Annotated in this window: 27 protein-coding genes; 15 read left to right on the top strand and 12 right to left on the bottom strand. The window is 69.8% G+C overall.

What is annotated here, in order from left to right; genetic code table 11:
- The first annotated feature begins 7 nt into the window (after positions 1-7).
- Both LEL83_RS01105 and LEL83_RS01100 read left to right on the top strand, forming a co-directional pair.
- Positions 8-490 carry an FBP domain-containing protein gene (locus LEL83_RS01105; protein ID WP_198657892.1) on the top strand — a complete coding sequence of 161 codons (483 nt, stop codon included), beginning with the start codon at positions 8-10 and terminating at the stop codon, positions 488-490.
- Entirely contained in the window at positions 487-741 is a 255-nt protein-coding gene (locus LEL83_RS01100) for a hypothetical protein (RefSeq protein WP_111084959.1), read from the top strand. Before LEL83_RS01105 ends, LEL83_RS01100 begins: the two co-directional genes overlap by 4 nt.
- 22 nt (positions 742-763) lie before the next feature.
- On the opposite strand, the gene LEL83_RS01095 is transcribed toward LEL83_RS01100, so the two are convergent.
- Entirely contained in the window at positions 764-1648 is an 885-nt protein-coding gene (locus tag LEL83_RS01095; RefSeq protein WP_225557427.1) for a LysR substrate-binding domain-containing protein, read from the bottom strand.
- A gap of 68 nt (positions 1649-1716) precedes the next feature.
- Between LEL83_RS01095 and LEL83_RS01090 the strand changes: the two genes are divergently transcribed.
- Positions 1717-2217, top strand: a complete 501-nt coding sequence (locus LEL83_RS01090) for a GNAT family N-acetyltransferase (RefSeq protein ID WP_225557426.1) — start codon at positions 1717-1719, stop codon at positions 2215-2217.
- An 82-nt stretch (positions 2218-2299) separates the two neighbouring features.
- Here LEL83_RS01090 and LEL83_RS01085 read toward each other — a convergent pair whose 3' ends face one another.
- Positions 2300-3487 carry a MalY/PatB family protein gene (locus LEL83_RS01085; RefSeq protein ID WP_225557424.1) on the bottom strand — a complete coding sequence of 396 codons (1188 nt, stop codon included), beginning with the start codon at positions 3485-3487 and terminating at the stop codon, positions 2300-2302.
- Positions 3488-3599: 112 nt separating this feature from the next.
- Here LEL83_RS01085 and LEL83_RS01080 point away from each other — a divergent pair, with 112 nt between their 5' ends.
- The 3 genes from LEL83_RS01080 to LEL83_RS01070 all read left to right on the top strand — a co-directional run bounded on the left by LEL83_RS01080 (position 3600) and on the right by LEL83_RS01070 (position 5638).
- On the top strand, positions 3600-4376 hold the full coding sequence (locus LEL83_RS01080; RefSeq protein WP_225557423.1) for an isocitrate lyase/PEP mutase family protein: 777 nt from the start codon (positions 3600-3602) through the stop codon (positions 4374-4376).
- 92 nt (positions 4377-4468) lie between these two features.
- Positions 4469-5080, top strand: coding sequence for an HD domain-containing protein (locus tag LEL83_RS01075; protein ID WP_225557421.1), 612 nt, complete (start codon positions 4469-4471; stop codon positions 5078-5080).
- 270 nt (positions 5081-5350) lie between these two features.
- Positions 5351-5638, top strand: coding sequence for a hypothetical protein (locus tag LEL83_RS01070; protein ID WP_198657886.1), 288 nt, complete (start codon positions 5351-5353; stop codon positions 5636-5638).
- A 283-nt stretch (positions 5639-5921) separates the two neighbouring features.
- On the opposite strand, the gene LEL83_RS01065 is transcribed toward LEL83_RS01070, so the two are convergent.
- The 5 genes from LEL83_RS01065 to LEL83_RS01045 form a co-directional block, all read right to left on the bottom strand.
- Positions 5922-8006, bottom strand: a complete 2085-nt coding sequence (locus LEL83_RS01065) for a hypothetical protein (RefSeq protein WP_225557419.1) — start codon at positions 8004-8006, stop codon at positions 5922-5924.
- Positions 8007-8067: 61 nt separating this feature from the next.
- Positions 8068-9006 carry a hypothetical protein gene (locus LEL83_RS01060; protein ID WP_225557417.1) on the bottom strand — a complete coding sequence of 313 codons (939 nt, stop codon included), beginning with the start codon at positions 9004-9006 and terminating at the stop codon, positions 8068-8070.
- A 174-nt stretch (positions 9007-9180) separates the two neighbouring features.
- Complete coding sequence (ychF, locus tag LEL83_RS01055; protein WP_225557416.1) at positions 9181-10254, bottom strand: redox-regulated ATPase YchF; 1074 nt, start codon at positions 10252-10254, stop codon at positions 9181-9183.
- A 59-nt stretch (positions 10255-10313) separates the two neighbouring features.
- The gene (locus tag LEL83_RS01050) at positions 10314-10523 is read right to left on the bottom strand and encodes a hypothetical protein (protein WP_225557415.1); all 210 of its coding nucleotides are present in this window, start codon (positions 10521-10523) and stop codon (positions 10314-10316) included.
- A 9-nt stretch (positions 10524-10532) separates the two neighbouring features.
- Positions 10533-11090: a hypothetical protein gene (locus LEL83_RS01045; protein WP_225557414.1), complete on the bottom strand. Its 558-nt coding sequence runs from the start codon at positions 11088-11090 to the stop codon at positions 10533-10535.
- 72 nt (positions 11091-11162) lie between these two features.
- Between LEL83_RS01045 and LEL83_RS01040 the strand changes: the two genes are divergently transcribed.
- The gene (locus LEL83_RS01040; protein ID WP_225557412.1) at positions 11163-11798 is read left to right on the top strand and encodes an exonuclease domain-containing protein; all 636 of its coding nucleotides are present in this window, start codon (positions 11163-11165) and stop codon (positions 11796-11798) included.
- Positions 11799-11857: 59 nt separating this feature from the next.
- Positions 11858-13120: a DNA recombination protein RmuC gene (locus LEL83_RS01035; protein WP_225557411.1), complete on the top strand. Its 1263-nt coding sequence runs from the start codon at positions 11858-11860 to the stop codon at positions 13118-13120.
- Between the two features lie 136 nt (positions 13121-13256).
- Here LEL83_RS01035 and glpX read toward each other — a convergent pair whose 3' ends face one another.
- A complete protein-coding gene (glpX, locus tag LEL83_RS01030; protein WP_017886722.1) occupies positions 13257-14246 on the bottom strand; it encodes a class II fructose-bisphosphatase in 990 nt (329 codons plus the stop codon).
- A 159-nt stretch (positions 14247-14405) separates the two neighbouring features.
- On the opposite strand from glpX, the gene fbaA reads away from it, so the two are divergent.
- Complete coding sequence (gene fbaA / locus LEL83_RS01025) at positions 14406-15434, top strand: class II fructose-bisphosphate aldolase (RefSeq protein WP_198657855.1); 1029 nt, start codon at positions 14406-14408, stop codon at positions 15432-15434.
- 105 nt (positions 15435-15539) lie between these two features.
- Positions 15540-16799 carry a M18 family aminopeptidase gene (locus LEL83_RS01020; RefSeq protein WP_225557409.1) on the top strand — a complete coding sequence of 420 codons (1260 nt, stop codon included), beginning with the start codon at positions 15540-15542 and terminating at the stop codon, positions 16797-16799.
- 375 nt (positions 16800-17174) lie between these two features.
- Here LEL83_RS01020 and LEL83_RS01015 read toward each other — a convergent pair whose 3' ends face one another.
- Both LEL83_RS01015 and LEL83_RS01010 read right to left on the bottom strand, forming a co-directional pair.
- Positions 17175-17918 (bottom strand): DUF6264 family protein, encoded by a 744-nt coding sequence (locus LEL83_RS01015; RefSeq protein WP_225557408.1) that lies wholly within the window; start codon positions 17916-17918, stop codon positions 17175-17177.
- The gene (locus LEL83_RS01010) at positions 17915-18979 is read right to left on the bottom strand and encodes a 4-hydroxy-3-methylbut-2-enyl diphosphate reductase (protein WP_372454423.1); all 1065 of its coding nucleotides are present in this window, start codon (positions 18977-18979) and stop codon (positions 17915-17917) included. The genes LEL83_RS01015 and LEL83_RS01010 overlap by 4 nt, the downstream gene beginning before the upstream one ends.
- A 124-nt stretch (positions 18980-19103) precedes the next feature.
- Between LEL83_RS01010 and xseA the strand changes: the two genes are divergently transcribed.
- The 5 genes from xseA (at position 19104) to LEL83_RS00985 (ending at position 23471) form a co-directional block, all read left to right on the top strand.
- On the top strand, positions 19104-20354 hold the full coding sequence (xseA, locus tag LEL83_RS01005) for an exodeoxyribonuclease VII large subunit (RefSeq protein WP_225557407.1): 1251 nt from the start codon (positions 19104-19106) through the stop codon (positions 20352-20354).
- Between the two features lie 71 nt (positions 20355-20425).
- Positions 20426-20671, top strand: a complete 246-nt coding sequence (locus LEL83_RS01000; RefSeq protein ID WP_198657851.1) for an exodeoxyribonuclease VII small subunit — start codon at positions 20426-20428, stop codon at positions 20669-20671.
- Positions 20668-21303, top strand: a complete 636-nt coding sequence (locus LEL83_RS00995) for a DUF4245 domain-containing protein (RefSeq protein WP_225557406.1) — start codon at positions 20668-20670, stop codon at positions 21301-21303. Before LEL83_RS01000 ends, LEL83_RS00995 begins: the two co-directional genes overlap by 4 nt.
- A 54-nt stretch (positions 21304-21357) precedes the next feature.
- Complete coding sequence (locus LEL83_RS00990; RefSeq protein ID WP_225557405.1) at positions 21358-21972, top strand: carbonic anhydrase; 615 nt, start codon at positions 21358-21360, stop codon at positions 21970-21972.
- Positions 21973-22067: 95 nt separating this feature from the next.
- On the top strand, positions 22068-23471 hold the full coding sequence (locus LEL83_RS00985) for a class II fumarate hydratase (protein WP_225557403.1): 1404 nt from the start codon (positions 22068-22070) through the stop codon (positions 23469-23471).
- A 160-nt stretch (positions 23472-23631) separates the two neighbouring features.
- Here the strand turns inward: LEL83_RS00985 and phoH2 are convergent, their stop codons facing one another.
- Both phoH2 and LEL83_RS00975 read right to left on the bottom strand, forming a co-directional pair.
- Positions 23632-24993 carry an RNA 5'-3' helicase PhoH2 gene (phoH2, locus tag LEL83_RS00980; RefSeq protein ID WP_225557402.1) on the bottom strand — a complete coding sequence of 454 codons (1362 nt, stop codon included), beginning with the start codon at positions 24991-24993 and terminating at the stop codon, positions 23632-23634.
- 336 nt (positions 24994-25329) lie between these two features.
- A complete protein-coding gene (locus LEL83_RS00975) occupies positions 25330-26439 on the bottom strand; it encodes an aminotransferase class V-fold PLP-dependent enzyme (protein ID WP_225557401.1) in 1110 nt (369 codons plus the stop codon).
- Between the last annotated feature and the right edge of the window lie 63 nt (positions 26440-26502).

Genomic DNA, 26502 nt, shown 5'->3' with positions numbered 1-26502 from the left:
AGGCACCGTGAAGCCACTGACCGAAGCCGACATCCGATCGTCGTTCGTGAACGCGACGCCCGACGAACTCGAGCAGCTGCCGATCCCCGGCCTGCACGAGACGCTCTGGGACGACCGCGAGTTCCTGGGTTGGCGCGACCCGCAGGCCGCCCGCCGGGGCTACATCGTGTCCTGGATCGACGAACGCCCCGTGGGCATCGTCGTCCGCTCCGCCGGGGGCTCCCTGCGCCCGGGGATCGCCGCGATGTGCTCGTTCTGCCACTCCCCGCAGCCCGCCACACAGGTCCGCCTGTTCTCGGCCGCCCGCGCTGGCGAGTCCGGACGCAACGGCAACACCATCGGGTCGTACATCTGCGAGGACCTCGGGTGCCCGATGCTCATCCGCACCGCGCCGCCGCACCTCAACCCGCCCGCGACCATCGCCATGCGTGGCGCTGCTCTGCTGCAGCGCGTGCAGAACTTCACCGCGGACATCATGAAGACGGCGTGAGCCGCTTCGGCACCGCCCGCTGGGCCGTGGTCGAGGAACTCGGCGACGGCCGGTGGCGACTCACGCTGCGGGACGAAGCCGACGACGAACTCGGGGCGTTCGGCCTGGGTGTCGAGGGGCCGTGGGACCCGGACGTCGAACCCCACGTGGGGTTCGTGCTCGTGCAGCTCGGGTTGACGCTGCGCGGGGCTCGGCCGTGGCACGTCGACGAGCTCGGTGACCACCGGGCGCCGGTGCTGGCGCTGGGCTGAGCGGCGGTCAGTCCGCCGTCGGTCAGTCCGCCGCCACGAAGTTCTGCAGGATGGCGCGGTCGTCGTCCGCCCGCATCGCCCACGACAGCTCGCTGCGGTGGTCGCTGCCCTCGAGCGGCAGGAGCGCGACGGTGTCCGGTGCTGCCAACGCCGCGCTCACCGGCACGACCGTGACCCCCAGGCCGACGCCGACCAGGTGCAGCACCGTCGCCCAGGTCGTGGCCTCCTGCACGATCACCGGACGACGACCACCCGCCGTGACCGGAGCGAGGTTCCGCTCCGTCGCGAGCGCCCCCGCGACCGCCGGGAAGAACACGAAGGGCTCGTCGACCAGCTCGGTACCGCGGATGCTCGGCCGTCCGGCGAACCGGTGACCGCGCGGGACGGCGGCGACGAACGCCTCGGAGCGGAACGGCAGCAACCGGACGGCGGGGTCCGGGTCGGGGTCGCGCACGACGGCCAGGTCGAGCTCGCCGCGGACGATCCGGGCGAGCAGCGTCGACGAGTAGCCCTCGGTCAGCTCCACCCGGACCAACGGGTACCGATCGCGGAACGCCTGGACACGCTCGATCGGGCCGAGGGGCAGGGCGGAGACCACGAATCCCACGTCGAGCCGGCCGACCTCACCGCGCCCGACGCGGACGGTCTCGTCGAGGTCGCGCCGCACCTGACCCAGCAGCGACCGCGCCCGCCCCTGCAGCACCCGACCGGCGGCCGTCAGAGCGACGCTGCGGCTGGTCCGGACGAACAGGTCGACACCGAGTGCCCGCTCGGTGCGCTTGATCTGCTGCGACAGCGCCGGTTGCGCGATCCGGAGCCGCTCGGCCGCCCGACCGAAGTGCAGTTCGTCGGCGACGGTGAGGAACGCTCGGAGCTGGCGCAGGTCGACGTCCGGGTCCCGATCCATGCACGCAGCCTATCGATCCACCCGAACGAGTATTGGACGTGACCTCATCCTGCTCCGAGGATGGAGCCATGCCCGAAGCGACCACGACCACGACCACGACCGTCACCATCGCCGACCTCGCCTCCCCCGCGGACGCCGAGGCCTTCCGCACCCTCAACGAGGCGTGGATCACCCGGTACTTCACCCTCGAGGACGAGGACCGCGTGTTCCTCGGCGACCCGGTCGGCCGCGTCGTGGACCGCGGCGGCGCCGTCCTGGTCGCCCGGCTCGACGACCAGGTAATCGGGTGCATCGGCGTCGTGCCGACGATGCCCGGCGTGTTCGAGCTCGTGAAGATGGCGGTCTCCCCCGACCACCAGGGACACGGCACCGGGCGGAAGCTCATCACCGCGGCACTGGACCGGGCACGAGCGCTCGGTGCGCACCGGATAGACCTGGAGAGCAACGCGCAGCTCACGAGCGCCGTGCACCTGTACGAGGCGTTCGGGTTCCGGCACCTGCGCGAGGACGAGCTCGTCCCGAGTCCTTACGTGCGCGCCGACGTGCACATGACGCTCGACCTGCGCTGACGGCAGCCCCCTGCCCGAGTGAGCAGAAGACGACGGGTCCGAGCCAGCGACCCGGCGTCTTCTGCTCGCTCGACGGCCGCGCTCACGCGACGCGCCAGACCAGCCCCTCCTGCGCACTCGACGGGTACGCCGAGGCGATCCGGAACACGGCCTCGCGCAGGGTCTCCGGCGAGCACGCCAGGTTGAGCCGCACGAAACCACGTCCCTGGGCCCCGAACCCGAGCCCGGAGTTGAGCGCCACGTAGGCGTTCTCACGCAGTGGCACGGCCGGGTCGTCCCCGAGCCCGATCCCCCGGAAGTCCAGCCACGCCAGGTACCCGGCGCGTGGCCGCGTGTAGACGACGCCGGGCAGGTGTTCGGCGAGCAGCTTCGCGAGCAGCCGGTCGTTCGCCACGATCCGAGCGACCACGTCGTCGAGCCAGTCCGTCGCCAGCGTGAAGGCCGCCAGGTTCGCGTGCAGCCCGAGGATGCTCGTGCGGCAGGCGACCTCCTCCCACAGGGTGTCGAGGAGTGCGGCGGTCCGGGCATCCCCGGCAACGATGACCGAGCACTTCACCCCGGCCAGGTTCCACCCCTTGCTCGCACTCGTCACGCACACGCTCCGTGCCCCGAGCGGCTCGGCGACCATCGCGAAGGGGGTGAACTGCACACCGGGGTGCGTGAGCGGCGCGTGGATCTCGTCGCTGATGACCAGGACGTCGTACCTCGCCGCGAGTTCGGCCAGCGCCACGAGTTCGGCCCGGTCGTGCACGAGGCCGACGGGGTTGTGCGGGTTGCAGAGCAGGAAGACCCCGACCCCGCCGGCGAAGGCCCGCTCGAGTCCCTCGAGGTCGAGTCGGTACCGTCCCCACTGCTCGAGCAGCGGGACCTCCTCCACCTGACATCGGGCTTCCTCGACGAGCTCGAAGAACGGCGGGTACACCGGCGGCGTGATCGCCACACGACCGCTGTCCGGCAACGCGAGCCGCAGCGACTCGACGATCCCCACACTGACGTCGGTGGCCAGGTGGATCCGCGACGGGTCGACCTGCCACCCCCAGCGGTCGAGGGCGAACTGCGCGAACGCCGGAGCGAGCGGGCCGGGGCCGTCCAGGTAGCCGAGGTCCGACTGCGCGACCCGTTCGATCAGCGCCTGCCGGATCGCCGGCGCGACGTCGTGGTCCATCTCGGCGACGAACAGGGGCAGCACGTCGGGCGCGTACCGCGTCCACTTGATGCTCGTCCGGACCCCGCGGAGCGTGCCGACCGGATCCTGCTCGTCGCTCGCCATGCGTCCCAGCATGCATCCGCCAGGAGGCCCGGCGCGACTCCCGACGTCATCCTGCGTCGTCTTCGACACGCGTCGCGGCCGGGGGCCGCCCCGTCGGCCTACTGTCGGCCGCATGAGCACGAACACCGCCGACAAGGCGACCACCCTCAAGCAGCTGCACGAAGCCCCCGAGATCCTGCGCGTCGTCAACGTGTGGGACGCGATCAGCGCCAAGGTCGTCAGCGACCTGCCCGAGACGAAGGCGATCGCGACCGCCGGCCACTCGATCGCCGCGTCGTACGGGTACGAGGACGGCGGCATGCCCCTCGACCTCGCCCTGTCCGGAGCCGCGATCGTCGCCGCCGCGACCGACCTGCCCGTCACCGCCGACCTGGACGACGGGTACGAGGACCCGGCCGAGACCATCCGCCGCGCGATCGGTGCCGGCATCGTCGGCGCGAACGTCGAGGATCGCCTGCGCCCCTTCGACGAGGCCGTCGCCCGGGTCGCCGCGATCACCGCCGCCGCCCGGGCCGAGGGCGTCGACTTCCAACTGAACGCCCGCACCGACGCGATCGCCCGCGGCGGCGACCGTCCGATCGACGAGAGCATCGAGGACGCCATCGCCCGCGGCAAGGCGTTCCTGGACAACGGCGCAGCGCTCGTCTTCGTGCCCGGCGCGATCGAGCGGTCCGTCGTCGAGCGCCTCGTCGACGGGCTCGGCCGGGGCAAGCTGTCCGTCATCGGCCTGCCGGGTGCGCTGCCTGCCGCCGAGTACGAGGCGCTCGGCGTCGCCCGCATCTCGTACGGTCCCCTCACGCAGCGCGTCGCGCTGCGCGCGCTCCGCGACCTGGCGACCGATCTGTACGCCGACGGCGTCGTGCCGGAGGACACCCCGACCCTGAACTGAGCCGCCTGGCGGACTGGAGGCGCGACACCAGCTGGTGCCGCGCCTCCAGTCAGGTCGTGGTCGCGCCTGCACGGGGTCGGTACTGTCATCCCATGTCGCTCGACGTCGACGCCCTCCTCACCCCGCCCTCCCCCGTCGCCGCGCGGGCACTCGAGGTCCTGCGCACCTGGTCGTCACCGCCCCTGGTGCACCACTGCCTGCGGTCCTGGGCGTGGGCCGTCCTGCTCGCACCGACGATCGACCTCGAACCCGACCCCGAGCTGCTCTTCGTCGCGGCGATGCTCCACGATCTCGGCGTCACGCCCGCGTTCGACGCCCACCAGGTCCCCTTCGAGGACGCCGGCGGCGCGGTCGGAGCCGTCTTCGCGATCGGTGCAGGGTGGGACCCGGTCCGCGCGCGCCGGGTGGGCGAGGTCATCGAGCGGCACATGTGGACCTCGGTCGACCCGGCCGTCGACCCCGAGGGGCACCTGCTCGAGGTCGCCACGTCCCTCGACGTCTCAGGCGCCGGGTTCTCCCGCTGGCAGGCGGCCGACCTGCGCGCGGTCACCGCCGCCCTGCCGCGCGACGGGTTCTCCGCCTCGTTCGACCGGCTCATCCACCAGCAGGCCGGGCGGAAGCCGGGGTCCGCGGCCGCTCGACTCGACGGCTCCGGGAACGTGACTGCCGGTGGCGCCCGGTGGGACGCGTTCCTCGCATCCTGAAGCCGTCACCCGGTTCCCTGGACTTCTCGACAGCGGGCACGTATAGTGTGTCTTTGGTGCACTGCAGCGAACCCATCTGACTCGCGCACACCACCCTCTCGACACCGACTCACCCGAGTCGCATTCCACTCGAGACACCGCTCGATCCGAACGGACGAGCTGCACGTCGAAGCTCGACGTGTGCGCCCCGCACTCGATGCGTCGCGCCGGACTGAGACGTCCGCCGACACCGAGTCGCCCTGGCGCCGAACGACCAGGAAGTACAGCACCATGACCAGCAACGAACGCATCACCGTGTTCGGGACCGCACTCGCGGCCCCGACGATCACCCCCGACCGCATCGCCGAATTCCCCGTGCGCGACGACCGCTCGCAGCGCGAGTACCTCGTCCGCATCGCGGCCGACGACCTGTCCGTCTTCGTCACGCGGGGCACGCGCCTCGACGCCGTCGGCGAGGCCGGCTGGACCGTGCCGGGCCGCTCCTGGGCGGGCGAGGCCAGCCGCACCCTGCTGCAGGCGCAGTCCGTCCGCGCGGGCGAGCTGGCCCTCGCGGCCTAGGTTCCGCCAGTACGAACGCGAAGCGCCGTCGAGCACCTGCTCGGCGGCGCTTCGTGGTGTTCGAGGGAAGCGTGCCTCAGTCAATGAACGGACGAAAAGCACGTTGTACTCGCAACCCTGAGCCCTCCCACGCCCCACACGCGTGCCCGTCCGCCCACGAACGGAAGGCCGCTCGCAAACCCGCTACTAGCCGGATCCACCTAGCTGGAGAGACATAACGTCAACGCATTGTCGGGACACCCCTGATCTGCCGTCTGCCAGTGCTCCCTATATCGACCTGACACTAGCCGGCAACCTCTGCGCGATTAGAGCGCCGCCATACTACGTACTCCTCGAGCAGGCGACGATAGGAAGGACTATCCAGGTCGACCTGAAGAATAGCTGTCGTCGGGAACGAGAAAGTGAGCGTGTACGACTCTCCGCGCCGCCCGAGGACTCCTGTCTCTTCGAAGAAACGGAAGACTTCAGCCGATACGCGACGCTTCTTCAGAATGACGTCAAAAGCAGCAGCAGGATAGGATAGGGAACCTGCAACCATTGACGCACGCGCAAACCAAGACACCAGACGCCGCACCTCGATACCCGCGCCCGTGAGATCACGTCCAGTCACTTCCGAAATCGGGTTTCCCCGGACGACATGAGGAGACCATGGATGTCCCGCATTGGAAGTCTCGAGTTCAATCAGAGACTGCGCTTTGACGATCAAGCGCTGAGTCGCTCCCTGTATTCTCGAAGCACGGACACGGACCACGGTCGAAGGGGAATAGGCAAGCCGCACCTCTACTGCCTCCGAAACGAACGCGGCACAACTAATTAGCGCGTCCGGACCGAGCACAAAGTCTAAGGCTCCTGCTCCTAAAACAATTCGACGTTCTGGCGAATCAACAACAACGCGCGCTAGACTTCGATGGAACTCGAGGTCGCCTTCGCCATCCTCACCCACGAACACAAGCCAAGCAGAAGCCGAATGCATACGACCAGTTCGGTCAAGTGACGCTCGGATAACAGAGCCTTCGTTCTCGTCACCTTCCCACTCTTCCGAGATGCGAAGGATCGCTTCCGCGTCGAGATTCACCGCCGAAGCGTGAGAATCCGCTACGAGGCCGAGCGCCGCGAGCGGCAGGAGATCCTCGACTCCATACATGGTGAAGATAAATCGCGAGAGCATGAGCGAGGGATTGACCGTCGGAGAACGCCAGTAGTCGTTGACTCGAGTGACGGCATCGCTATCGCCCCAACCGAGCATCGACGCGATTGCGAAATCCCTGAAAGCAGCATTCGCGAAGCCATCGAGCGGGTTCGCACCGGATGATAGAGGCTTATGCTTCCGGAGCGGGTGCTCAACGAACCACCGACGCAGTTGCTCTTCGAGATCGTTGAGCCAGTCGTCGTTCTCGGTGTCGGGAAGTTCTGGCAAGAAGGTCTCGGGTTCGTCGGTTAGCAGGTACTCGAGCTGCGCACGTCGGTCATAGACTTCTCGGCCGTACGCTATCTTCCCTTCATCGCCATCACCAAAAGCATCGGCGAATTTGTCCGTCTCCCGATCAAGAATCTCGTTGATTATCTTGATGAGAAGCGTCCACACATGCCCAAAGGACTGCTCCTTATGAAGATCGCTCATCAGGCGCATCGGGTTGGGCGCATCGTTATAGAATGTGGCCAGTGCATCAAGAACTGGGGAGTACCCCAAAAAGTCATCACTTTGGTCCCACGAACTTGTTTGAAGGGCACTCTTCACATTGTCGAAGAATTCCGTCAAGAACGGATCTAGCTCAGACACGACCTTGAACTTAGTGCTACTCACTTTCGTTCGTACGAACGCGCGAGCTTGGTCTTCACTGAAGAACTTGACCCTCAGCTCAATAACGGAAAGTCCAGCTTCAGAGAGTATTTTCTTCGACTCAGCGATCGTTTCAGGGCGACCGAGGATCACTGCCCCTGTCGTCGCCTCCATCTGCGGATTCGAGCCGAGAAGCTTGGCAAGATTCTCAAGTCCCACCTGGAAGCTGTTCGACCCAACACGCACGAGAGCCTCGTCAGCAGCATCGAGAATCAGGCAGGCTTCACCCGCCCGAAGGCGGTCAGTGAAGGTGCTGAAACCTGAGGCTCCGTAGACGTCCGTGATAGTTCCGGTGAAGAAGTTGGACCCGACGCTGAACCTACTCAAGTCCCAAAGCGGGTTGAATGTTCGAGCACTGAGCTCGGCTGCAAGCCAACTCTTGCCCACCGCCGCGGGCGCGGAAATCAGGATTACCCTGCCACCTCGGAGCGGCGGGTTGTCGTCTGAATAGTCGAAATCGGGAGCAATAAATGCTTGACGTTTCTTCCCGCGGGGGGATATTGCACCCGGTGCCTCCGATTCGTCCACGATATCTGGAAGACCTCGACCAGAGGGAAGTGTCTCACTGAACTCTTGGAAGCTTATCAATTCATCTCACCTTGATTCCTCGGAAAACCCATCCAACCGCGAACCACCCCGCGACTCCAGAAAGCAACGTCCCTCCTAGCGCAAAGCCAGTCGCTATCTCGCCAGGTATGGCGACACCGAGCAGATTCGTGGGCAGTACATTCGTTCCTAGAAAGGACAACCACAACGTAGGCAGAACGAGGGCAGAAACGACACGCGCTAATCGCGTTTCGGCCGCTTGCGCCTTCGAAGCCAACTCTGCCTCCTTCGCCCCCGATAATGCTGCGGCGCGGTGCAAGCGCGAAAGAAGGAATGCAGACTGGCTACCGATTAGGGCGTCGAGGTCGGCAAGCGTTTGGCGTATCGCGGACTCTATCCGAGGAGAGATCGGCCGATAAGCGTACAGAAGTGACAGCAACTGCGAATAGCGATTGCGCGTTGCGATCACACGCAGAAGCGTGATATCCAATCGTTCGTCGCTGCTTTCAGCAACCTGCCCTGACAGTTCTCTGTACAGCGACTGCTGCTCAAGAGCGGCTTGCATCTCCACGATCTGCTCGAGTTCCTCGACGAGTGCCGAGTGGACTGCGGAGAAGTCGACTGAATCGCGGCCGATTCGCAAAGCGATAGAAAATATGGATGTTTCTGACACTGGAACGAGCTCAGCTGGCCAAACAGAAATGGAATCCACTGAGTCAGCTGTGAGGTGCATACCGATGAGGTTCGCACTCTTCGTGAAGCGGACCATGCCCAGCCCAGGCTCCCCGTGATCCGTCTGCAATCCTGGAATTGGAATGTACAACTGGTCAACTTTTTCATCGGTCAGGCCTAGCTCGAGGCGAACCCAATCGAATTCAGCACGTCCCGCGTCGTGATCAGAAGAGCGAGACGCGACCCCACTGCTGCTATTTATGACAATTAGCCCGCCGCTGACGGTACGTGCCAGTTGCTTCAGCGCCAAGTCCGCATGACGGAAGGTCCTTGGAACGTCGCCGCCCACGACTACAAATCTGCTTCCGCGCAAGCTCACAATGCCACGTTACCGGTTGGAGTCCGCGATGGCGAGCCCTTCTCATGAACTCGTCGTGCCGGCTCACGAAACCGGTACTTCACCACTCCGCCGCAGCACGACCACCTAGTTGTTGAAGCGGAACTCCACCACGTCGCCGTCCTGCATGACGTAGTCCTTGCCCTCGATGCGGGCCTTGCCGGCAGCGCGGGCCTCGGCTATGGAACCGGTCTCCACCAGGTCCTCGAACGAGATGACCTCGGCCTTGATGAAGCCCTTCTCGAAGTCGGTGTGGATGACGCCGGCGGCCTGGGGAGCCTTCCACCCCTTGCCGATCGTCCACGCGCGGGCTTCCTTCGGACCGGCCGTCAGGTAGGTCTGCAGCCCGAGGGTGTCGAACCCGATGCGCGCGAGCTGGTCGAGTCCCGACTCGGTCTGGCCGGTCGACTCGAGCAGCTCCGCGGCGTCGGCCGGGTCGAGGTCGATGAGTTCCGACTCGACCTGGGCGTCGAGGAACACCGCCTTCGCCGGGGCGACGAGCGCGGCGAGCTCGGCCTTGCGGGCATTGTCGGTCAGGATCGCCTCGTCGACGTTGAAGACGAAGATGAACGGCTTGGCGGACAGGAGCCCGAGCTCGGCGATCGGCGACAGGTCGATCGAGGTGGCCGACAGCAGCGTGCCCTGCTCGAGTGCGGCACGGGCCTCGCGAGCGGTCTCGAGCACGATCGGCTCGGCCTGCTTCAGCTTGAGCATCTTCTCGTACCGCGGGAGCGCCTTGTCGATGGTCTCCATGTCGGCGAGGATCAGCTCGGTGTTGATGACCTCGAGGTCGTCCTTCGGCGAGACCTTGTTCGCCACGTGCACGACGTCGTCATCGGTGAAGCCGCGGACGACCTGCGCGATGGCGTCGGCCTCGCGGATGTTCGCGAGGAACTTGTTGCCGAGCCCCTCGCCCTCACTCGCGCCCTTGACGATGCCCGCGATGTCGACGAACGACACCGGCGCCGGCACGGTCTTCTCGGAGTGGAAGAGCTCTGCGAGCTCGTCGAGCCGCGAGTCGGGCAGGTTCACCACCCCGACGTTCGGCTCGATCGTCGCGAACGGGTAGTTCGCGGCGAGGACCTGGTTCTTGGTCAGGGCGTTGAACAGGGTCGACTTGCCGACGTTCGGGAGACCGACGATTCCGATGGTGAGAGCCACGGGAGCACAGCCTACCGGCGGCCGCACGCCGGAGCCGACCCGTGCCTCCAGTCCGTCCGTCAGAACAGCGGACGCGACCCGCCCAGCGTGGCCAACCACAGGACCGCGACCAGGAGGCCGTGGGCCGACCCGGTCAGCGCGATCGCGACGGCTGCGCCGGACGCGAGGAGCGCGGTCGCCAGCCCGACCGCCCGTCGGGCGGTGTGCGGCGCTGCGTCGACGGGATCGGCCTGTGCCAGCAGCTCGTCCATGTCCTGCGGTTCCCTCATGTGCCGAGGCTAGTCCGTCGTCGCTGCCGGGCGAAGGGCAGCGATGCGGCGCTCCACGACGTCGAGGACGTCCGCGTGCAGCTGCTGCGACCTCCGCCAGTCCCCCGGGACCTGCAGCGTGTGGTCGGCTCCGGCGACGGTCTGGAGGCGCGCAGCCGTCCCCGACGCCCGTCCCGGCCGCCACAGCCGGTCCTCACCACCCCCGATCGCGTCGTGCGCGTCGGTCGCAGCTGCGAGCGCCGTGGCGACGTCATCGTGGGTGAGGACCGGCGTCAGCCAGACCCCGGGGACCTCGTGGCGGATCGCCCAGGGCAGGGCGAAGCACCCGAACGACTTCGCGACGACCAGGTCGGGCAGACGATCGCCGAGTGCCGAGCCCACCGCGGCCTCGACGAACGACACCGGTTCGGCAGCGGCGGCCTCGTCGACGGACCAGGCAGGAGCGACGACATCGCACCCGCTCGAGACGGCGATCTGGCGCGACCACCACAGCAGTGGTGCCTGCTGCCCGTACCCCGCTCCGGCCAGCACCAGCACGAGCGGGCGATCATCGGCGTCGGTCCCCATCGCCCCACAGTAGGGCCGCAACGCCGAGCGGGCGTTCCGACGATGTCGGCACCGCGTGCGACGATCGAGAGCGTGCCGTTGAACTTCACCGCGATCGACTTCGAGACCGCCAACAGCTCGCCCGCCAGTGCGTGCTCCGTCGGACTCGTGAAGGTCCGCGCCGGACGGGTCGTCGACCGGGCCTCGTGGTTCATCCGCCCGCCGCTCGGCCACGACGCCTTCCTCGAGTGGAACACGCGCATCCACGGGATCGTCGCCGAGGACGTCACGCACGCCAAGACGTGGGAGCAGCAGTACCCCGACCTGGTCGCCTTCGCGGAGGGCGACGTGCTGGTGGCGCACAACGCCCGCTTCGACATGGGGGTCATCGCCGGCGGGTGCTCCGCGACGGGCATCGACCTGGCCGAGCACCACTCGCTGTGCTCCCTGGCCGTTGCCCGAAAGACCTACACGCTCGACTCCTACCGCCTGCCGGTCGCCGCGATGGCCGCCGGGTTCGAGGGCTTTCAGCACCACGACGCCGCTGCCGACGCCGAGGCCTGTGCCGCGATCGTCGTGCACGCCGCCGGGCACCACGGGGTCGAGACGGTCGAGGCGCTCGGGGCGGTCACCCGAGTGACGATCGCGCCGGTACGGGTGCGCGCCGACAAGCCGCGGGCCGCGAACCAGCCGCGGCTGTCCAACCGGCCCATGGTCTTCGCCGACTGACGTCGGCTGGACGAGCAGCCGGGAGGCGCGGTGTCGGTGGGGTCTGCCAAGGTCACGTCATGCAGATCCTCGCCCTGGTCATCGGTCTCCTGATCGGCGTCGCCGTCGGGGCGGTCGTCGCCTGGTCGCTCGCCCGCTCGCGCGCTGGCGTCGACGCCGCCTCGGCCCGTGCGACCGCCGAGGCGCTGCGCGGGCAGCTCGAGGCCGCGCGCCACGACGCCGAGGAGCGCCTCGACGCGCAGGACGCCCAGTACCGCCGGCAGGTCGACTCGCTCGAGCGTCGGTCCGCCGAGCTCGAGCACCTGGTGCAACGGATGCACGGCGTCGACGCCGCCCGGAACCAGAACGAGTCGAAGGTGCTCTCCGCGCTGAGCCCGGTGGCGCAGACCCTCGACGTCATGCGCACGAAGATCGCCGAGCTCGAACAGTCGCGCAGCGAGCAGTACGGCGCGCTGTCCGCCCAGCTGCGCTCGGCCGCCGAGTCCGAGGAACGCCTCCGCGCCACCGCGGACACCCTGGCGAGTGCCCTGTCGTCGAACAGCACGCGCGGGGTCTGGGGCGAGACCCAGCTGCGCAACGTGGTCGAGGCCGCCGGCCTGCTGGAGCGGGTCGACTTCGACGTGCAGTCCTCCGTCACGACCGCCGTCGGCACCGCGCGCCCCGACATGGTCGTGCACCTGCCCGGCGGCAAGACCATCGCCGTCGACGCCAAGGTGCCGTTCAGTGCCTACCTGCAGGCGGCCGAGATCCCCGCGACCGCGACCGGTGCCGAGGGTGCGCGCCGTGACCAGCTCATCGCGCAGCACGTCAAGGCGCTCCGCGCGCACGTCGACGCCCTGGCCGCCCGCGAGTACTGGACCGGGTACGACGCATCCCCCGAGCTCACCGTCGCGTTCATCCCGTCCGAGTCGCTCGTGTCGAGCGCCCTCGCCGCCGACCCCGGTCTGCTCGACCACGCCTTCCGCAAACGCATCGCGCTCGCTTCACCCGTGACCCTGTGGTCGGTGCTCAAGACGGTGGCGTTCTCGTGGCAGCAGGACGTCGTGTCGCAGGAGGCGCACGAGCTCTTCCGGGTCTCCCGTGAGCTGTACGGCCGGCTCTCGACGATGGCCGGGCACGTCGACAAGCTCGGCCGCTCGATCCGCGGTTCGGTGGTCGACTACAACCGGTTCGTGGGGTCGCTCGAACGACAGGTCCTGCCGAGTGCCCGACGGTTGTCGCTGCTCGACGAGTCGAAGGTCATCGCGGACCCGGCGTCCATCGAGGACGAGCCGCGGTTGCTGACGGCGCCGGAGCTCGTCGGCGCGGTCGACGAGGACTGACTGCTCCCTCGTCCTGCCCGCTCCCACCGCCCGAGCCCCGCAACGAGTCGCGCCCCCGTGCGGGCGTCGCGCCCCGGAGTGCGGGGGCGCGACGACTGTCAGGGGGCGCGAAGCGAACTGCGGAAGAACGTCCGGCCTAGAACCACTTCTCCGCACGGTGGTCCGCCTGGATCCGGCGGATCGTGTTCGAGCGCGAGCGGAGCACGAGCGAGTCGGTGTGGATGACACCGCGCGAACGACGGACCCCGTCGACCAGGACGCCGTCGGTGACACCGGTGGCGACGAAGAATGTGTTGTCGCCGGTGACCAGGTCGTCCTGGTCGAGGACCTTGTCCAGGTCGTGGCCAGCGGCGATCGCGCGCTCGCGCTCCTCGTCGTCCTTCGGCTGCAACTTGCCGAGGATCACGCCGCCGAGCGCCTTGATCGCGCACGCCGTGATGATGCCCTCCGGGGTGCCGCCGACACCGACGCACATGTCGATGGTCGAGCCGGGCAGGGCGGCGGCGATGCCACCGGCGACGTCGCCGTCGAGCAGCAGGCGCGTGCCGGCACCGGTCGCACGGATGGCGCGGATCAGCTCGTCGTGGCGGGGACGGTCGAGCACGGCGACGACCATGTCCTCGAGGTCCTTGCCCTTGGCCTTCGCCAGCGCGCGGATGTTGTCACCGATCGGCTTCTCGAGGTCCAGGACACCGCGACCCTCGGGGCCGGCAGCGATCTTGTCCATGTAGAACACGGCAGACGGGTCGTACATCGAGCCGCGGTCCGAGACGGCCATCACGGAGATGGCGTTCTGGCGGCCGGCGGCGGTCAGCGAGGTGCCGTCGATCGGGTCGACCGCGATGTCGCAGGCCGGGCCGTGCCCGTTGCCGACGTGCTCGCCGTTGTAGAGCATCGGGGCGTTGTCCTTCTCGCCCTCACCGATCACCACGACGCCGTCGAAGTTCACCGTGCCGAGGAACTTGCGCATCGCGTCCACCGCGGCGCCGTCGGCGAGGTTCTTCTCACCACGGCCGACCCACGGCTGCGCACGGATCGCCGCGGCCTCCGTCGCACGCACGAGCTCGAGCGCGAGGTTGCGGTCGGGCTGGAGGAACAGGGAGCCGGTTTCCGTCGTGGGAGTCACGGATCGAGCCTAGCGACCGGCGGCCGATCCGGGGTCCCGACCGGGGGCCCGTGAACGCACGTGCACACCGGGAGTGAGCGAACCGCCCGGACCGCACCGCGCCTCCAGAGCTTCTGACTACGATCGGCGGGGACACCATCGAAGTCGAAGGAGATCCACGTGCCCATCGCAACGCCGGAACAGTACGCCGAGATGATCGAACGCGCGAAGGCGGGCAAGTTCGCGTACCCCGCGGTCAACGTGTCCTCGTCCCAGACCATCAACGCGGTCCTCCAGGGTCTGCAGGAAGCCGGCTCGGACGGCATCCTCCAGGTCACGACGGGCGGTGCCGACTACTTCGCCGGCCACACGGTGAAGAACCGCGCCGCGGGTGCCCTCGCGATGGCGAAGTTCGCCCACGAGGTCGCGAAGAACTACGACATCACGGTCGCCCTGCACACCGACCACTGCCCGAAGGACGCCCTCGACGGCTTCGTCCTGCCGCTCATCGCCGCCAGCGAGGAAGAGGTCCGCGCCGGTCGCAACCCGATCTTCCAGTCGCACATGTGGGACGGCTCGGCCGTGCCGCTCGACGAGAACATCGAGATCGCGAAGACGATGCTGTCGAAGACGCGCAACATCAACGCGATCCTCGAGGTCGAGATCGGCGTCGTCGGCGGCGAAGAGGACGGCGTCGAGCACGAGGGCACGAACGACGCGCTCTACACGACCCCGAACGACGTCGAGAAGGTCGTCGACGCGCTCGGCCTGGGCGACAAGGGCCGCTGGATCGCCGCACTCACCTTCGGCAACGTGCACGGCGTGTACAAGCCGGGCAACGTGAAGCTGCGCCCCGAGCTCCTCGGCGAGATCCAGGCCTCCGTCGCGGCGAAGCACGGCACCGGTGAGAACCCGCTCGACCTCGTGTTCCACGGCGGCTCCGGCTCGACCGACGACGAGATCCACGAGGCCGTCCGCAACGGCGTCATCAAGATGAACATCGACACGGACACGCAGTACGCGTTCACGCGCTCGATCGCCGACTCGATGTTCCGCAACTACGAGGGCGTGCTGAAGATCGACGGCGAGGTCGGCAACAAGAAGCAGTACGACCCCCGCGCCTGGGGCAAGGTCGCCGAGACCGCCATGGCGGCCCGTGTCGGCGAGGCCGCGAAGGTCCTCGGGTCGGCTGGTCACACCCAGGGCTGAGCAGGTCCGTCGGGTCGGGTCCACCGGCCGGGAGGAACGGGGTGCGTCCGACGGACGCGCCCCGTTCTGCGTCGGGTCGCCCTGACCGCGTGACACGATGGGCGGGTGACCGTCGACGCCATCGCCTCCGAGTTCGCCCAGTTCGTCACCGAGTCGCCCACCGCGTTCCACGCGGCAGCGGTCGCCCGGGACCGCCTCGTGCGGGCCGGGTTCACCGAGCTGTCCGAGCTCGACGCCTGGCCGACCGAGCCGGGTGCGTACGTGGTGGTCCGCGACGGTGCGGTCATCGCATGGCGACTGCCGTCCGGTGCCACGGCGACGACGCCGTTCCGGATCCTCGGAGCCCACACCGACTCCCCCGGGTTCCGCATCAAGCCGAACCCGGGTGTCCGCACCGGCGGGTGGGAGCAGCTGAACGTCGAGGTCTACGGCGGCGCGCTCCTGTCGACCTGGTTCGACCGCGACCTCCGCATCGCCGGCCGGGTCGTCGACGCCGACGGTTCCGTGCGGCTGATCAGCACCGACGCCGTCGCCCGGATCCCGAACCTCGCCATCCACCTGGACCGCGGGGTGAACGACGGCAAGGAGATCGACCGCCAGCGTCACACGCTGCCGATCGTCGGCGTGGACGGCGACGCCGGCGGCACGGACGTGGTGTCCTGGCTCCGCGCCCGACTCGGCGAGGGTGCGGTGTCGTGGGACCTGTTCCTCGCCGACACCCAGGCTCCGGCGCGGATCGGCATCGACGCGGCGTTCCTGGCGTCCGGTCGGATGGACAACCTGACGAGCGTGCACGCCGGACTCCGCGGCATCGTCGACGCCCCCGCCGACGGCGACCACATCCCGGTGTTCGCGGCGTTCGACCACGAGGAGATCGGCTCGTCCACGCCCTCCGGTGCCGGTGGACCGTTCCTGGAGGACGTGCTCGGCCGCGTGCAGGAGGGCCTCGGCGCCTCCCGCTCCGAGGCGGCGCGGGCGTTCCGCGCTTCGTGGCTGCTGTCGAGCGACGCCGGGCACCTGGTGCACCCGAACCAGCCCGAGAAGCACGACCCGACCAACCGGCCGCGCCCCGGCGCCGGCCCGCTGCTGAAGATCAGTGCGAACCAGCGCTACATGACCGAGGCGAAGGGCGAGGCCGTCTGGGCTGCGGCCTGCGACACGGCCGGGGTGCCGTGGCAGCCGTTCGTCAACGTGAACACCATCCCTGGCGGCTCGACGATCGGCCCGATCGCGGCGACCCGGCTCGGCATCCCGACGATCGACATCGGCGTGGGGCTGCTCTCGATGCACTCGATCCGTGAGCTCGTGCACGTCGACGACCTGGCGGCGCTGCACGGGGCCGTCGCCGCGTTCCTGGCCGGCTGACCTCCGGCGCGCTCCGGCTGGCCGGGGTCCGACGGGCCGAGTCCGACGGGCCGAGTCCGACGGGCCGAGTCCGACGGGCGGAGTCCGACGGGCCGGGTCCGACGGATGGAGTCCGACGGGACGGGTCCGACGGGACGGGCCCGACGGGCGGAGTCCGACGGCCGGGCCCGACGGCACGCCTGGGCCCGGCGCCGACTGGTCACGACTCCCCGCGCGCGCAGGGTCGAGTGGTCGCGAACGGTCGATCGCTCCGGCGCCGGGCGACACGACGTGACCCCTCAGCGTCGAGGCTGCGGCGTATTGTGACCGTTCGGCTGCGGCAGCTGCGCCAGGCGGTGCGACTGCGGCAGCGGCAGCGGCAGCGGCGTCGGGCCGTCAGACGCCGGACTGGCGCAGCATGAAGTCGACGAAGGCCGGGTCCTGCATGACCACGACGACGAACGCGATCGTGCTGACCGCCGTGGCGACGACCGCGCCGACGAGCGGCACCCAGAACGTCCGCTTCTGTGCGCGGAGCCGACGGATGGACCACCAGGCGACCAGGGCGAACACGACGACGTTGCTGATCGCCACGACGGCAGCGGCCGTGCTCAGCGCGCTCGGGTCGTTCAGCTCCGTGTACTGGGTCTCGAGGGTGCGCCGCACGGTCGAGGCGACCTGTCCGACGGACAGGGACTGCACCACGGAGACGAGCCCGAAGGCGAGCAGTCCGACGGTGAGCACGAAGTCGGCCGGGGTCCGACCGAACCGGCTGCGCGCCATCGACCGCTGCGCTCCGCCGGGGACCGTACCGGACGGAGCGTCCCTGCCGGGGAGGCCGCCGCGAGCACCGTCGCGCACGCGAGCGACCGGAGCCGGGTCCTGCTGTTCCCCTGCCTGGCGCTCCCGCTCCTGGCGTTCCTGCTCCTGCCGTTCCTGCTCGACGAGCACCGGGTTCACCCAGCCCTCGGGCGCGTACTCGCCGTACCCGGGCGCCGGGCGGCCCTGGGGTCGGCCGTCCCCGGTGACGGGAGCCGACATCGTGGACACACCACGGGCCTCCAGGCCGACGCTCGTGCCGGGGTCCTGGTCCGCCGGTTCACGCCGCGGGACCGACGACCAGTTGCCCACGCCGCTCATGCCCGACGCCCGCCGAGTGCGCGCGTCGCGTTGCCCGACGCATCGGTGCGGAGCTCCTTCGGGAGCGAGAACATGAGGTCCTCGTGCGCGGTGACGACCTCTTCGACCGAGGCGTAGCCCGCGTCGGCGAGCTGCTCGAGCACCTCGGCCACGAGTTCCTCCGGCACGGACGCACCGCTCGTGACGCCGACGGTGCCGACGCCGTCGAGCCACTCCTGCTGGATCTCCTCGGCGTAGTCCACGCGGTGCGCGGCACGGGCGCCGTGCTCGAGCGCGACCTCGACCAGGCGGACGCTGTTCGACGAGTTCGCCGAACCGACGACGATCACCAGGTCGGCTGCCGGCGCGACCTTCTTGATCGCGACCTGGCGGTTCTGGGTGGCGTAGCAGATGTCGTCCGACGGCGGGTCCTGGATGGCGGGGAACCGCTCGCGCAGCAGGCGGACGGTCTCCATCGTCTCGTCGACGCTCAGCGTGGTCTGCGACAGCCACACGAGGTTGTCCGGATCGTCGACCTGGAGCGCGGCGACGTCCGCCGGGCCGTTGACCAGGATCGTGCGGTCCGGGGCGTGCCCCATGGTGCCCTCGACCTCTTCGTGGCCGGCGTGCCCGATCAGGATGATGGTGCGGTCGGCCTTCGCGAACCGGGTGGCTTCGCGGTGGACCTTCGTGACGAGCGGGCAGGTGGCGTCGATGGCATGCAGGTCGCGGTCAGCAGCACCGGCGACGACCGCCGGGGAGACACCGTGCGCGCTGAACACGACGTGCGAGCCGCGCGGGACCTCGGCCACGTCGTCGACGAACACGGCACCACGCTGCTCGAGCGTCGACACCACGTGCACGTTGTGGACGATCTGCTTGCGGACGTAGACGGGCTCGCCGTACTGCTCGAGCGCTTGTTCGACGGCGACGACCGCCCGGTCCACGCCCGCGCAGTACCCGCGGGGCGCCGCGAGCAGGACCTTCTTCGGGCCGGCGACCGGTTCGTCCCGCAGGCGACCGCGCGCCGCGTGCACTCGCGGCGGGGCGAGTGGGACCGTGTGGCCGTTGGTGATCGTCACGTCCCCGATGATAGGTGAGCGGGACGCGCGCGACCTGGGCGTGCAGGCCCCTGTGGAGAACCCGAGGACGACCCCTGTCACCGGTCTCGTGCACGATGGACGTCCCAGTTGGACAAGGAGCGACATGGCGATCGAACAGGGCCCGCCGACGGCCGACAACCCGTGGCCCGTGGCGCTCCTCGGCGCGAAGCTCCGGGACTGGATCGACCGCCTCGGCACCGCCTGGGTCGAGGGCGAGATCACGCAGTGGAACGTCGCCGGCGGCAACGTCTACGGCAAGCTCAAGGACGTCGAGGTCGACGCCACCGTGTCGTTCTCCATCTGGTCGAGCGTGCGCTCCCGGGTGCCGGCCGACATCAAGCAGGGCGACCGCGTGGTGGCGGCGCTCAAGCCGAACTACTGGGTCAAGGGCGGCTCGCTCACCATGCAGGTCGTCGAGATGAAGCACGTCGGCCTCGGCGACCTGCTCGAACGGCTCGAACGCCTGCGCCGCACCCTGGCCGAGGAGGGCCTGTTCGACCCCGCCCGCAAGAAGCGCCTGCCGTTCCTGCCGCACCGCATCGGACTCGTCACCGGCAAGGACTCCGACGCCGAGAAGGACGTCAAGCGGAACGCGCAGCTGCGCTGGCCCCAGGTGGAGTTCCGCACCGTGCACACCGCCGTGCAGGGCGAACGGACCGTCGGCGAGGTCACGGCCGCGATCCTCGAGCTCGACGCCGACCCCGAGGTCGACGTCATCATCATCGCCCGCGGTGGCGGTGACTTCCAGAACCTGCTCGGGTTCAGCGACGAAGGACTCGTCCGCGCGGCGGCGTCCGCGTCGACGCCCATCGTCTCCGCCATCGGCCACGAGGCCGACCGGCCCATCCTCGACGAGGTCGCCGACCTGCGCGCCTCGACCCCGACCGACGCGGCCAAGCGGGTCGTGCCCGACGTCGCCGAGGAGCTGGCGAACGTGCGACAGGCCCGTGCCCGGCTGGGCCTGCGCCTCTCCCACACGCTGTCGGTCGAGGCGGACCGGCTGGCCGCGCTCCGGTCGCGGCCGGCGCTCGCCTCGACCGCGTGGCTCGTCGACACCCGCGCGGAAGAGGTCGCCCGCGACCTGTCCCGTGCCCGGGAGCTCCTCGACCGCCGGCTCGAACGCGGTCACTCCGAGGTCGGCCACCTCACCGCGCGGCTCCGCGCGCTCTCACCGCGGGACACCCTGCGTCGGGGCTACGCGATCGTGCAGCGCACCGACGGCGGAGTGGTCCGCGGGGCGGCCGACCTGACCGGTCCGACGGCCGTGCAGGTGACGCTCGGGGCCGGCACCGCGACGGGCACGCTCGAGCCCGAGGGCCCCGGTCCGGACGGCTCCGGTCCGGCGGCCCCGTGAACGCCGTGGGAGTTCTCCACAGGCGCACCCGTCACGGCCGGGCACGAGTCGACGCTCGGTAGGATCGACCCGTGCCATCCCAGCAGGAACCCGAGCAGACCGACGTCCAGTCGCTGAGCTACGAAGCAGCCCGCGACGAACTCGTGCGCGTGGTGAGCGAGCTCGAGCAGGGGTCCGCCACCCTCGAACGCTCGCTCGCACTGTGGGAGCGGGGCGAGGCCCTCGCCGCGCGGTGCGAGGAGTGGTTGGTCGGTGCCCGCGCACGCCTCGACGCAGCCCGCGCCGCCAGCAGCGCCGAGGACGGCTCCGGCCGATGACCGACGCGAACGGCCGCCCGATCGTCGCGGAGCTCGGTCGCCCCGAGACGCCGGAGGAGACCTGGGCCCGCAAGGACGCCGCCCGGACCGCCCGCCGACAGCACCAGACCGCCTTCAACCTGGTCATCGCCCTCGTCGCTTCCCTGGCCATCGTGCTGGTGCTGGTCGCGGTGGTCGTACGTCCCGACAACACCGTCGACCGCTCGGTCGACTACCAGCAGGTGGCGGCGAAGGCGAACGTCGACGACGTCACGCTCGCCGCGCCCACCCTGCCCGACGGCTTCAGCTCGAACCGCGCGGACTTCGCGAGCAAGACCACCGACGGGGTCGACGTCTGGACCGTCGGACTCGTCACCCCGGACAAGCAGTACCTCGGCCTGCAGCAGGGCATCGACGCCAACGCCTCGTGGGTCGCCAACCAGCTCGACCAGCGCCCCGCGACCGGCACGCGCACGATCGGCTCGACCGAGTGGACCGTGTACGACCGTCGGAGCGAGGGCTCCGACGCCGGCAACCACGCGTACTCGCTCGTGTCGACCTTCGGGCAGGACACGATCGTGCTCTCCGGCACGGCCGACGACGCGTCCTTCCGCACGGTCGCGACGGCCGTCGCCCGGCAGCTGGACGAGTAGCAGCACCCACCTCCGCAGCCGCCCCGAACCCGACCCACTCACCCGAGGAGCCCCATGCCCGACCGTGCCGCTTCCACCCCGTCCGACGCCCTGCGCCTGCTCGTCGAGGGCAACGCGCGTTTCGCCGCCGACAAGCGCCGGATGGGGCGCATCGACCCCGACCGCCGGACCGAGCTCGAGGGGTCGCAGGCGCCGTTCGCGACCGTCCTGGGCTGCTCGGACTCGCGGGTGCCGTTCGAGCACGTGTTCGACGCCGGCATCGGGGACCTCTTCGCCATCCGCAACGCCGGGCAGATCGTCGACGACGTCGTGCTCGGCTCGATCGAGTTCGCGGTCGTCGCTCTGGGCACGCCCCTGGTCGTCGTGCTGCGCCACACCGGGTGCGGTGCCGTCGCGGCCGCGCGCTCCGGCGAACCCGTCCCGGCGCCGCACCTGCAGGCCCTGGTCGACGCCATCGCACCGAGCGTCGAGCGCGTCCGCGCCACCGACCCGGAGCTGCCGCAGGAAGCCGTCGGCGCCGCCCACCTCGAGGGCACGCTCCGCCAGGTGATCGAGCGCTCCGGCGCCGTCTCGGACGCGATCGCCGAGGGTAGATTGGCCGTCGTCGGGGCGACCTACGACCTCGCGACGGGCGAGGTCACCATCGACACCGTCGTGGGCCAGGTCTGACCGACCACCACGACGCCCGCCCCGGCGACCCCGGGGCGCGAGCACGGGCCGGCGCGACCGCGACCGGCGAGCACCCCAGGAAGGACCACGACGACGTGACCGACACCACCGAGACCGAGTTCCGCATCGAGCACGACACCATGGGCGAGGTGCGGGTCCCGAAGTCGGCGCTCTACCGCGCCCAGACCCAGCGTGCGGTCGAGAGCTTCCCCATCTCCGGTACGGGGCTCGAGTCGGCGCAGATCGTCGCCCTCGCCCGCATCAAGCGTGCGGCGGCGATCGTGAACGGCGAGCTCGGCATCGTCGAACCGGCCGTGGCGGACGCCGTGGCGCGGGCGGCGGACCTGGTCATCGGCGGCCAGCACCACGACCAGTTCCCCGTCGACGTGTACCAGACCGGCAGCGGCACCTCGTCGAACATGAACATGAACGAGGTGCTCGCGACGCTGGCGTCCGACATCGCGGGGTCGTCCGTCCACCCGAACGACCACGTCAACGCCTCGCAGTCGTCGAACGACGTCTTCCCGACCTCGGTGCACGTCGCCGTGACCGAGGCGCTCATCCGCACGCTCGTGCCCGCGCTCGAGCACCTCGCCGAGTCGCTCGAGGCGAAGGCGACCCTCTGGGCGGATGCCGTGAAGTCCGGGCGCACGCATCTGATGGACGCCACCCCGGTCACCCTCGGCCAGGAGTTCGGCGGCTACGCACGGCAGATCCGCCTCGGCATCGAGCGCGTGCAGGCCACGCTCCCCCGCGTCGCCGAGGTCCCGCTCGGCGGTACCGCGGTCGGCACCGGCATCAACACCCCGACGGGCTTCCCGCAGCGGGTCATCGCCCAGCTCGCGAGCGACACCGACCTGCCGATCACCGAGGCCGTCGACCACTTCGAGGCGCAGGGCGCGCGCGACGCCCTGGTCGAGGCGTCCGGGGCGCTCCGGGTGCTCGCGGTCAGCCTGACCAAGATCAACAACGACCTGCGCTGGATGGGTTCCGGCCCGAACACCGGCCTCGGAGAACTGCACATCCCCGACCTGCAGCCGGGCTCGTCGATCATGCCCGGCAAGGTGAACCCGGTGATCCCCGAGGCCACGCTCATGGTCGGCGCCCGGGTCATCGGCAACGACGCGACTATCGCCTGGGCCGGCGCCTCCGGTGCGTTCGAGCTCAACGTCGCGATCCCGGTGATGGGCACGGCACTGCTCGAGTCGATCCGCCTGCTGGCGAACAGCTCGCGCGTGCTCGCCGACAAGACCATCGACGGGCTGCAGGCGAACCTCGAGCGGGCACGTGCCTTCGCGGAGTCGTCCCCGTCGATCGTCACCCCGCTCAACCGGGTCATCGGCTACGAGGCTGCTGCCAAGGTCGCGAAGTACGCCGTCGCCGAGGGCATCACCGTGCGCGAAGCCGTCGTGGCCCTCGGCCACGTCGAGCGTGGCGAGGTCACCGAGGCGCAGCTCGACGAGGCGCTCGACGTGCTGTCCATGACGCACCCGAACTGACGCACACACACGCACACACCGGACGGGAGGCCCGGTGCCAGCTGGCACCGGGCCTCCCGTCCGTCCGGTGGCAGCTCGACCCGCCTCACGCACTGAGCGACAGGTCACGCGCCTGGAGGCGCGTGACCTGTCGGTGAGCGCGAAGACCCGCCGCCCGCCGCTACGGCAGGTCGGGCGAGTCGAGCAGGTCCGTGACCAGGGCGGCGATGGCGGACCGCTCGGATCGCGTCAGCGTGACGTGCGCGAACAGCGGGTGCCCCTTGAGCCGCTCGATCACCGAGGCGATGCCGTCGTGCCGCCCGACCCGCAGGTTGTCCCGCTGCGCGACGTCGTGGGTGAGCACGACCCGCGAGTTCTGGCCGATGCGCGAGAGCATCGTGAGCAGGACGTTCCGCTCGAGCGACTGGGCCTCGTCCACGATCACGAACGCGTCGTGCAGGGACCGTCCGCGGATGTGCGTGAGGGGCAGCACCTCGATCAGGCCGCGCTCGATCACCTCGTCGAGGACGTTGTCGGACACCACCGACCCGAGGGTGTCGTACACCGCCTGGGCCCACGGGTTCATCTTCTCGCCAGCGTCCCCGGGCAGGAAGCCCAGATCCTGCCCACCCACCGCGTACAGGGGTCGGAACACCATGATCTTCTTGTGCTGCTGTCGTTCGAGCACCGCCTCGAGCCCGGCGCACAGGGCGAGCGCCGACTTGCCGGTGCCGGCGCTGCCGCCCAGGGACACGATGCCGATCTCGGGGTCGAGCAGGGCGTCGATCGCCAGCCGCTGCTCGGCCGAGCGACCGCGCAGCCCGAACACCTCGCGGTCACCGCGCACCAGGGACACGGCACCGGCGACGTGCACCCGGCCCAGCGCCGACCCCCGCTCGGAGTGGATGACGACCCCGGTGTTCACGGGGACGTCCGTGAGATCGGCGGAGCGGATCTCCTCCGTCTCGTACAGGTGGGCCATCTGCTCGCCGGAGACCTGCAGGTCGGCGATGCCCGTGTAGCCGGAGTCGACGGCGAGCTCGGCGCGGTACTCCTCGGCCGCCATGCCGATCGACGACGCCTTCACCCGCAGGGGCAGGTCCTTCGAGACGACGACCACGTCGAGCCCGTCGTTCTGCAGGTTCGAGGCCACCGCGAGGATCCGCGAGTCGTTGTCGCCGAGCTGCAGCCCCGACGGCAGGACGGACTGGTTCGAGTGGTTCAGCTCGACCCGGAACGAGCCGCCGTCGCCGAGTGCGATCGGGAAGTCGAGCCGTTCGTGTTCGATGCGCAGTTCGTCGAGCAGCCGCAGGGCCTGCCGGGCGAAGTACCCGATCTCCGGGTCGTTGCGCTTCGACTCGAGCTCGCTGACGACGACCACGGGCAGGACGACCGCGTGCTCGGCGAAGCGGAACAGTGCCCGCGGATCGCTGAGGAGCACCGATGTGTCGAGCACGTACGTGCGCTGGGCGACCGATGTGGACGAGTCCGCGGTGTGCTGGTGCTGCGTTCCGCGAGAGACGTTCTGAGAGGTCACGACCACTCCATCCCCGGGCCGCGACCGGCCCGGTCCATGTCCTCGAACGCGGCCACTGGAGCGGTCCCGAAGCACCGTTGCGTGGCCGCTTCGATCGGGCGCGGTGCCCGATGGGGACAACGTACGTCCGGCCTCCGACAGCCCGGCAGCGACACGCGGTTGCCCAGGTGTCGCGCGTCTGAACAACGCGAGCGCGGCTCGCGCCGCGGTCGGGCGGGTCGCCCCGACTGGTCACGAACCGTCGGGTGCGACGGTGCCAGCCGACAGGTGGTGACCACCCGGCGGACGTGAGCGGGGTGTGGTGACCGCTCGCCGGCTGCGGACGGGCGACACGAGACGCTGCTACTGCATGGTGGCGTACGAGACGCAGGCGTCGCGGAACATGTCGAGCGTCGCGTCCGTGGTCGACGCGAAGACCGACACCCGGGCGACACCGAGCCGCGTCGTCGCCGTCACGCCGTGGTTGTGCATCGCCGCGGAGAGCGCCGTCAGTCTGCCCTGCGCCGGGCGCAGCACGACGATGCCGGCGCGCTCGGCGGGGTCGCGGCTCGACTCGACCTCGAGCCCGAACTCGTCGGCGATCGCGAAGACGCGCTCGACCCGCTCGGACACACGCTCGGCCACCGCGCGGACACCCACCGCGGTGAGGCGCTCGAGGGACACGGCCAGCCGGGCCTGGGCGACGGGGTCGATGCGGGACATCTGGTACCCGGCGGCACCCGGACGGACGGACGGTACCTCGGCGGGCCAGCCCGAGGTGCCGTGCGGACCGGACAGCGCCGGACGCAGGCGGTTCAGCGCACGGTCGCTGAACGCGACGAACCCGGTGCCCCACCCGGCGTGCAGCCACTTCTGGCCGCCGGTGGCGACGACGTCGGCGACCTCGTACGGAGCGTCGACGACGCCGAAGCCCTGGATCGCGTCGACGACGAGCAGGCGGTCCCCGATGACCTCGCGGATGGCGGCGAGGTCGGTCAGGTAGCCGGTGCGCCAGTCGACCAGGGACACCGCGACGGCGGTCACCTCGTCGGTCAGGCGGTCACGGATCAGCTCGGGGGTCACCCAGCCGGCACCCGACTCGATGACGACGGGCTGCACCCGCCCGCCGGTGGCCGAAGCGGCGCTGGCGAGTGCGAGCGGCAGCGACGGGTACTCGTCGGCGGACACCAGCACGCCGCCGGTCAGCCCGAAGGCGGTGTGCAGCAGGCCCGGGGTCGTCGCCGGCTGCGAGACGACCTGGTCCTCGCGGCGACCGACCAGACGTGCGGCGACGGCGCGGACGCGGGCGTCCTGCTCGTCGAGGGTCTCCATCGACCCGAAGCGCATGTGCGCCTGGATGGTGCCGAGCACGCGCTGCTCCTCGAGCACGGCGGTCTGCACGGGGCCGAACGCAGCGTGGTCGAGGTAGCCGGGGTCTTCTGCGAAGCCGGCGGCATAGTCGCTGATGTTCACGAGGGCAACCTTCCGTGGGACGAAAACCCTGAGAGCCTACTGGGACGGCACTCGTGCGGACGA

It is taken from the genome of Curtobacterium oceanosedimentum (genome assembly GCF_020297365.1).
Taxonomy (GTDB): domain Bacteria; phylum Actinomycetota; class Actinomycetes; order Actinomycetales; family Microbacteriaceae; genus Curtobacterium.
Note: the sequence above shows the minus strand (reverse complement) of the source record. Positions and strands in the feature narration are given on the sequence as shown.

Coding starts and splice junctions, on each gene's coding strand:
- LEL83_RS01095 (WP_225557427.1), bottom strand. CDS start 1,648: ATGGATCGGGACCCGGACGTCGACCTGCGCCAGCTCCGAGCGTTCCTC.
- LEL83_RS01090 (WP_225557426.1), top strand. CDS start 1,717: ATGCCCGAAGCGACCACGACCACGACCACGACCGTCACCATCGCCGAC.
- LEL83_RS01085 (WP_225557424.1), bottom strand. CDS start 3,487: ATGGCGAGCGACGAGCAGGATCCGGTCGGCACGCTCCGCGGGGTCCGG.
- LEL83_RS01080 (WP_225557423.1), top strand. CDS start 3,600: ATGAGCACGAACACCGCCGACAAGGCGACCACCCTCAAGCAGCTGCAC.
- LEL83_RS01075 (WP_225557421.1), top strand. CDS start 4,469: ATGTCGCTCGACGTCGACGCCCTCCTCACCCCGCCCTCCCCCGTCGCC.
- LEL83_RS01070 (WP_198657886.1), top strand. CDS start 5,351: ATGACCAGCAACGAACGCATCACCGTGTTCGGGACCGCACTCGCGGCC.
- LEL83_RS01050 (WP_225557415.1), bottom strand. CDS start 10,523: ATGAGGGAACCGCAGGACATGGACGAGCTGCTGGCACAGGCCGATCCC.
- LEL83_RS01045 (WP_225557414.1), bottom strand. CDS start 11,090: ATGGGGACCGACGCCGATGATCGCCCGCTCGTGCTGGTGCTGGCCGGA.
- LEL83_RS01035 (WP_225557411.1), top strand. CDS start 11,858: ATGCAGATCCTCGCCCTGGTCATCGGTCTCCTGATCGGCGTCGCCGTC.
- LEL83_RS01015 (WP_225557408.1), bottom strand. CDS start 17,918: ATGAGCGGCGTGGGCAACTGGTCGTCGGTCCCGCGGCGTGAACCGGCG.
- xseA (WP_225557407.1), top strand. CDS start 19,104: ATGGCGATCGAACAGGGCCCGCCGACGGCCGACAACCCGTGGCCCGTG.
- LEL83_RS00995 (WP_225557406.1), top strand. CDS start 20,668: ATGACCGACGCGAACGGCCGCCCGATCGTCGCGGAGCTCGGTCGCCCC.
- LEL83_RS00990 (WP_225557405.1), top strand. CDS start 21,358: ATGCCCGACCGTGCCGCTTCCACCCCGTCCGACGCCCTGCGCCTGCTC.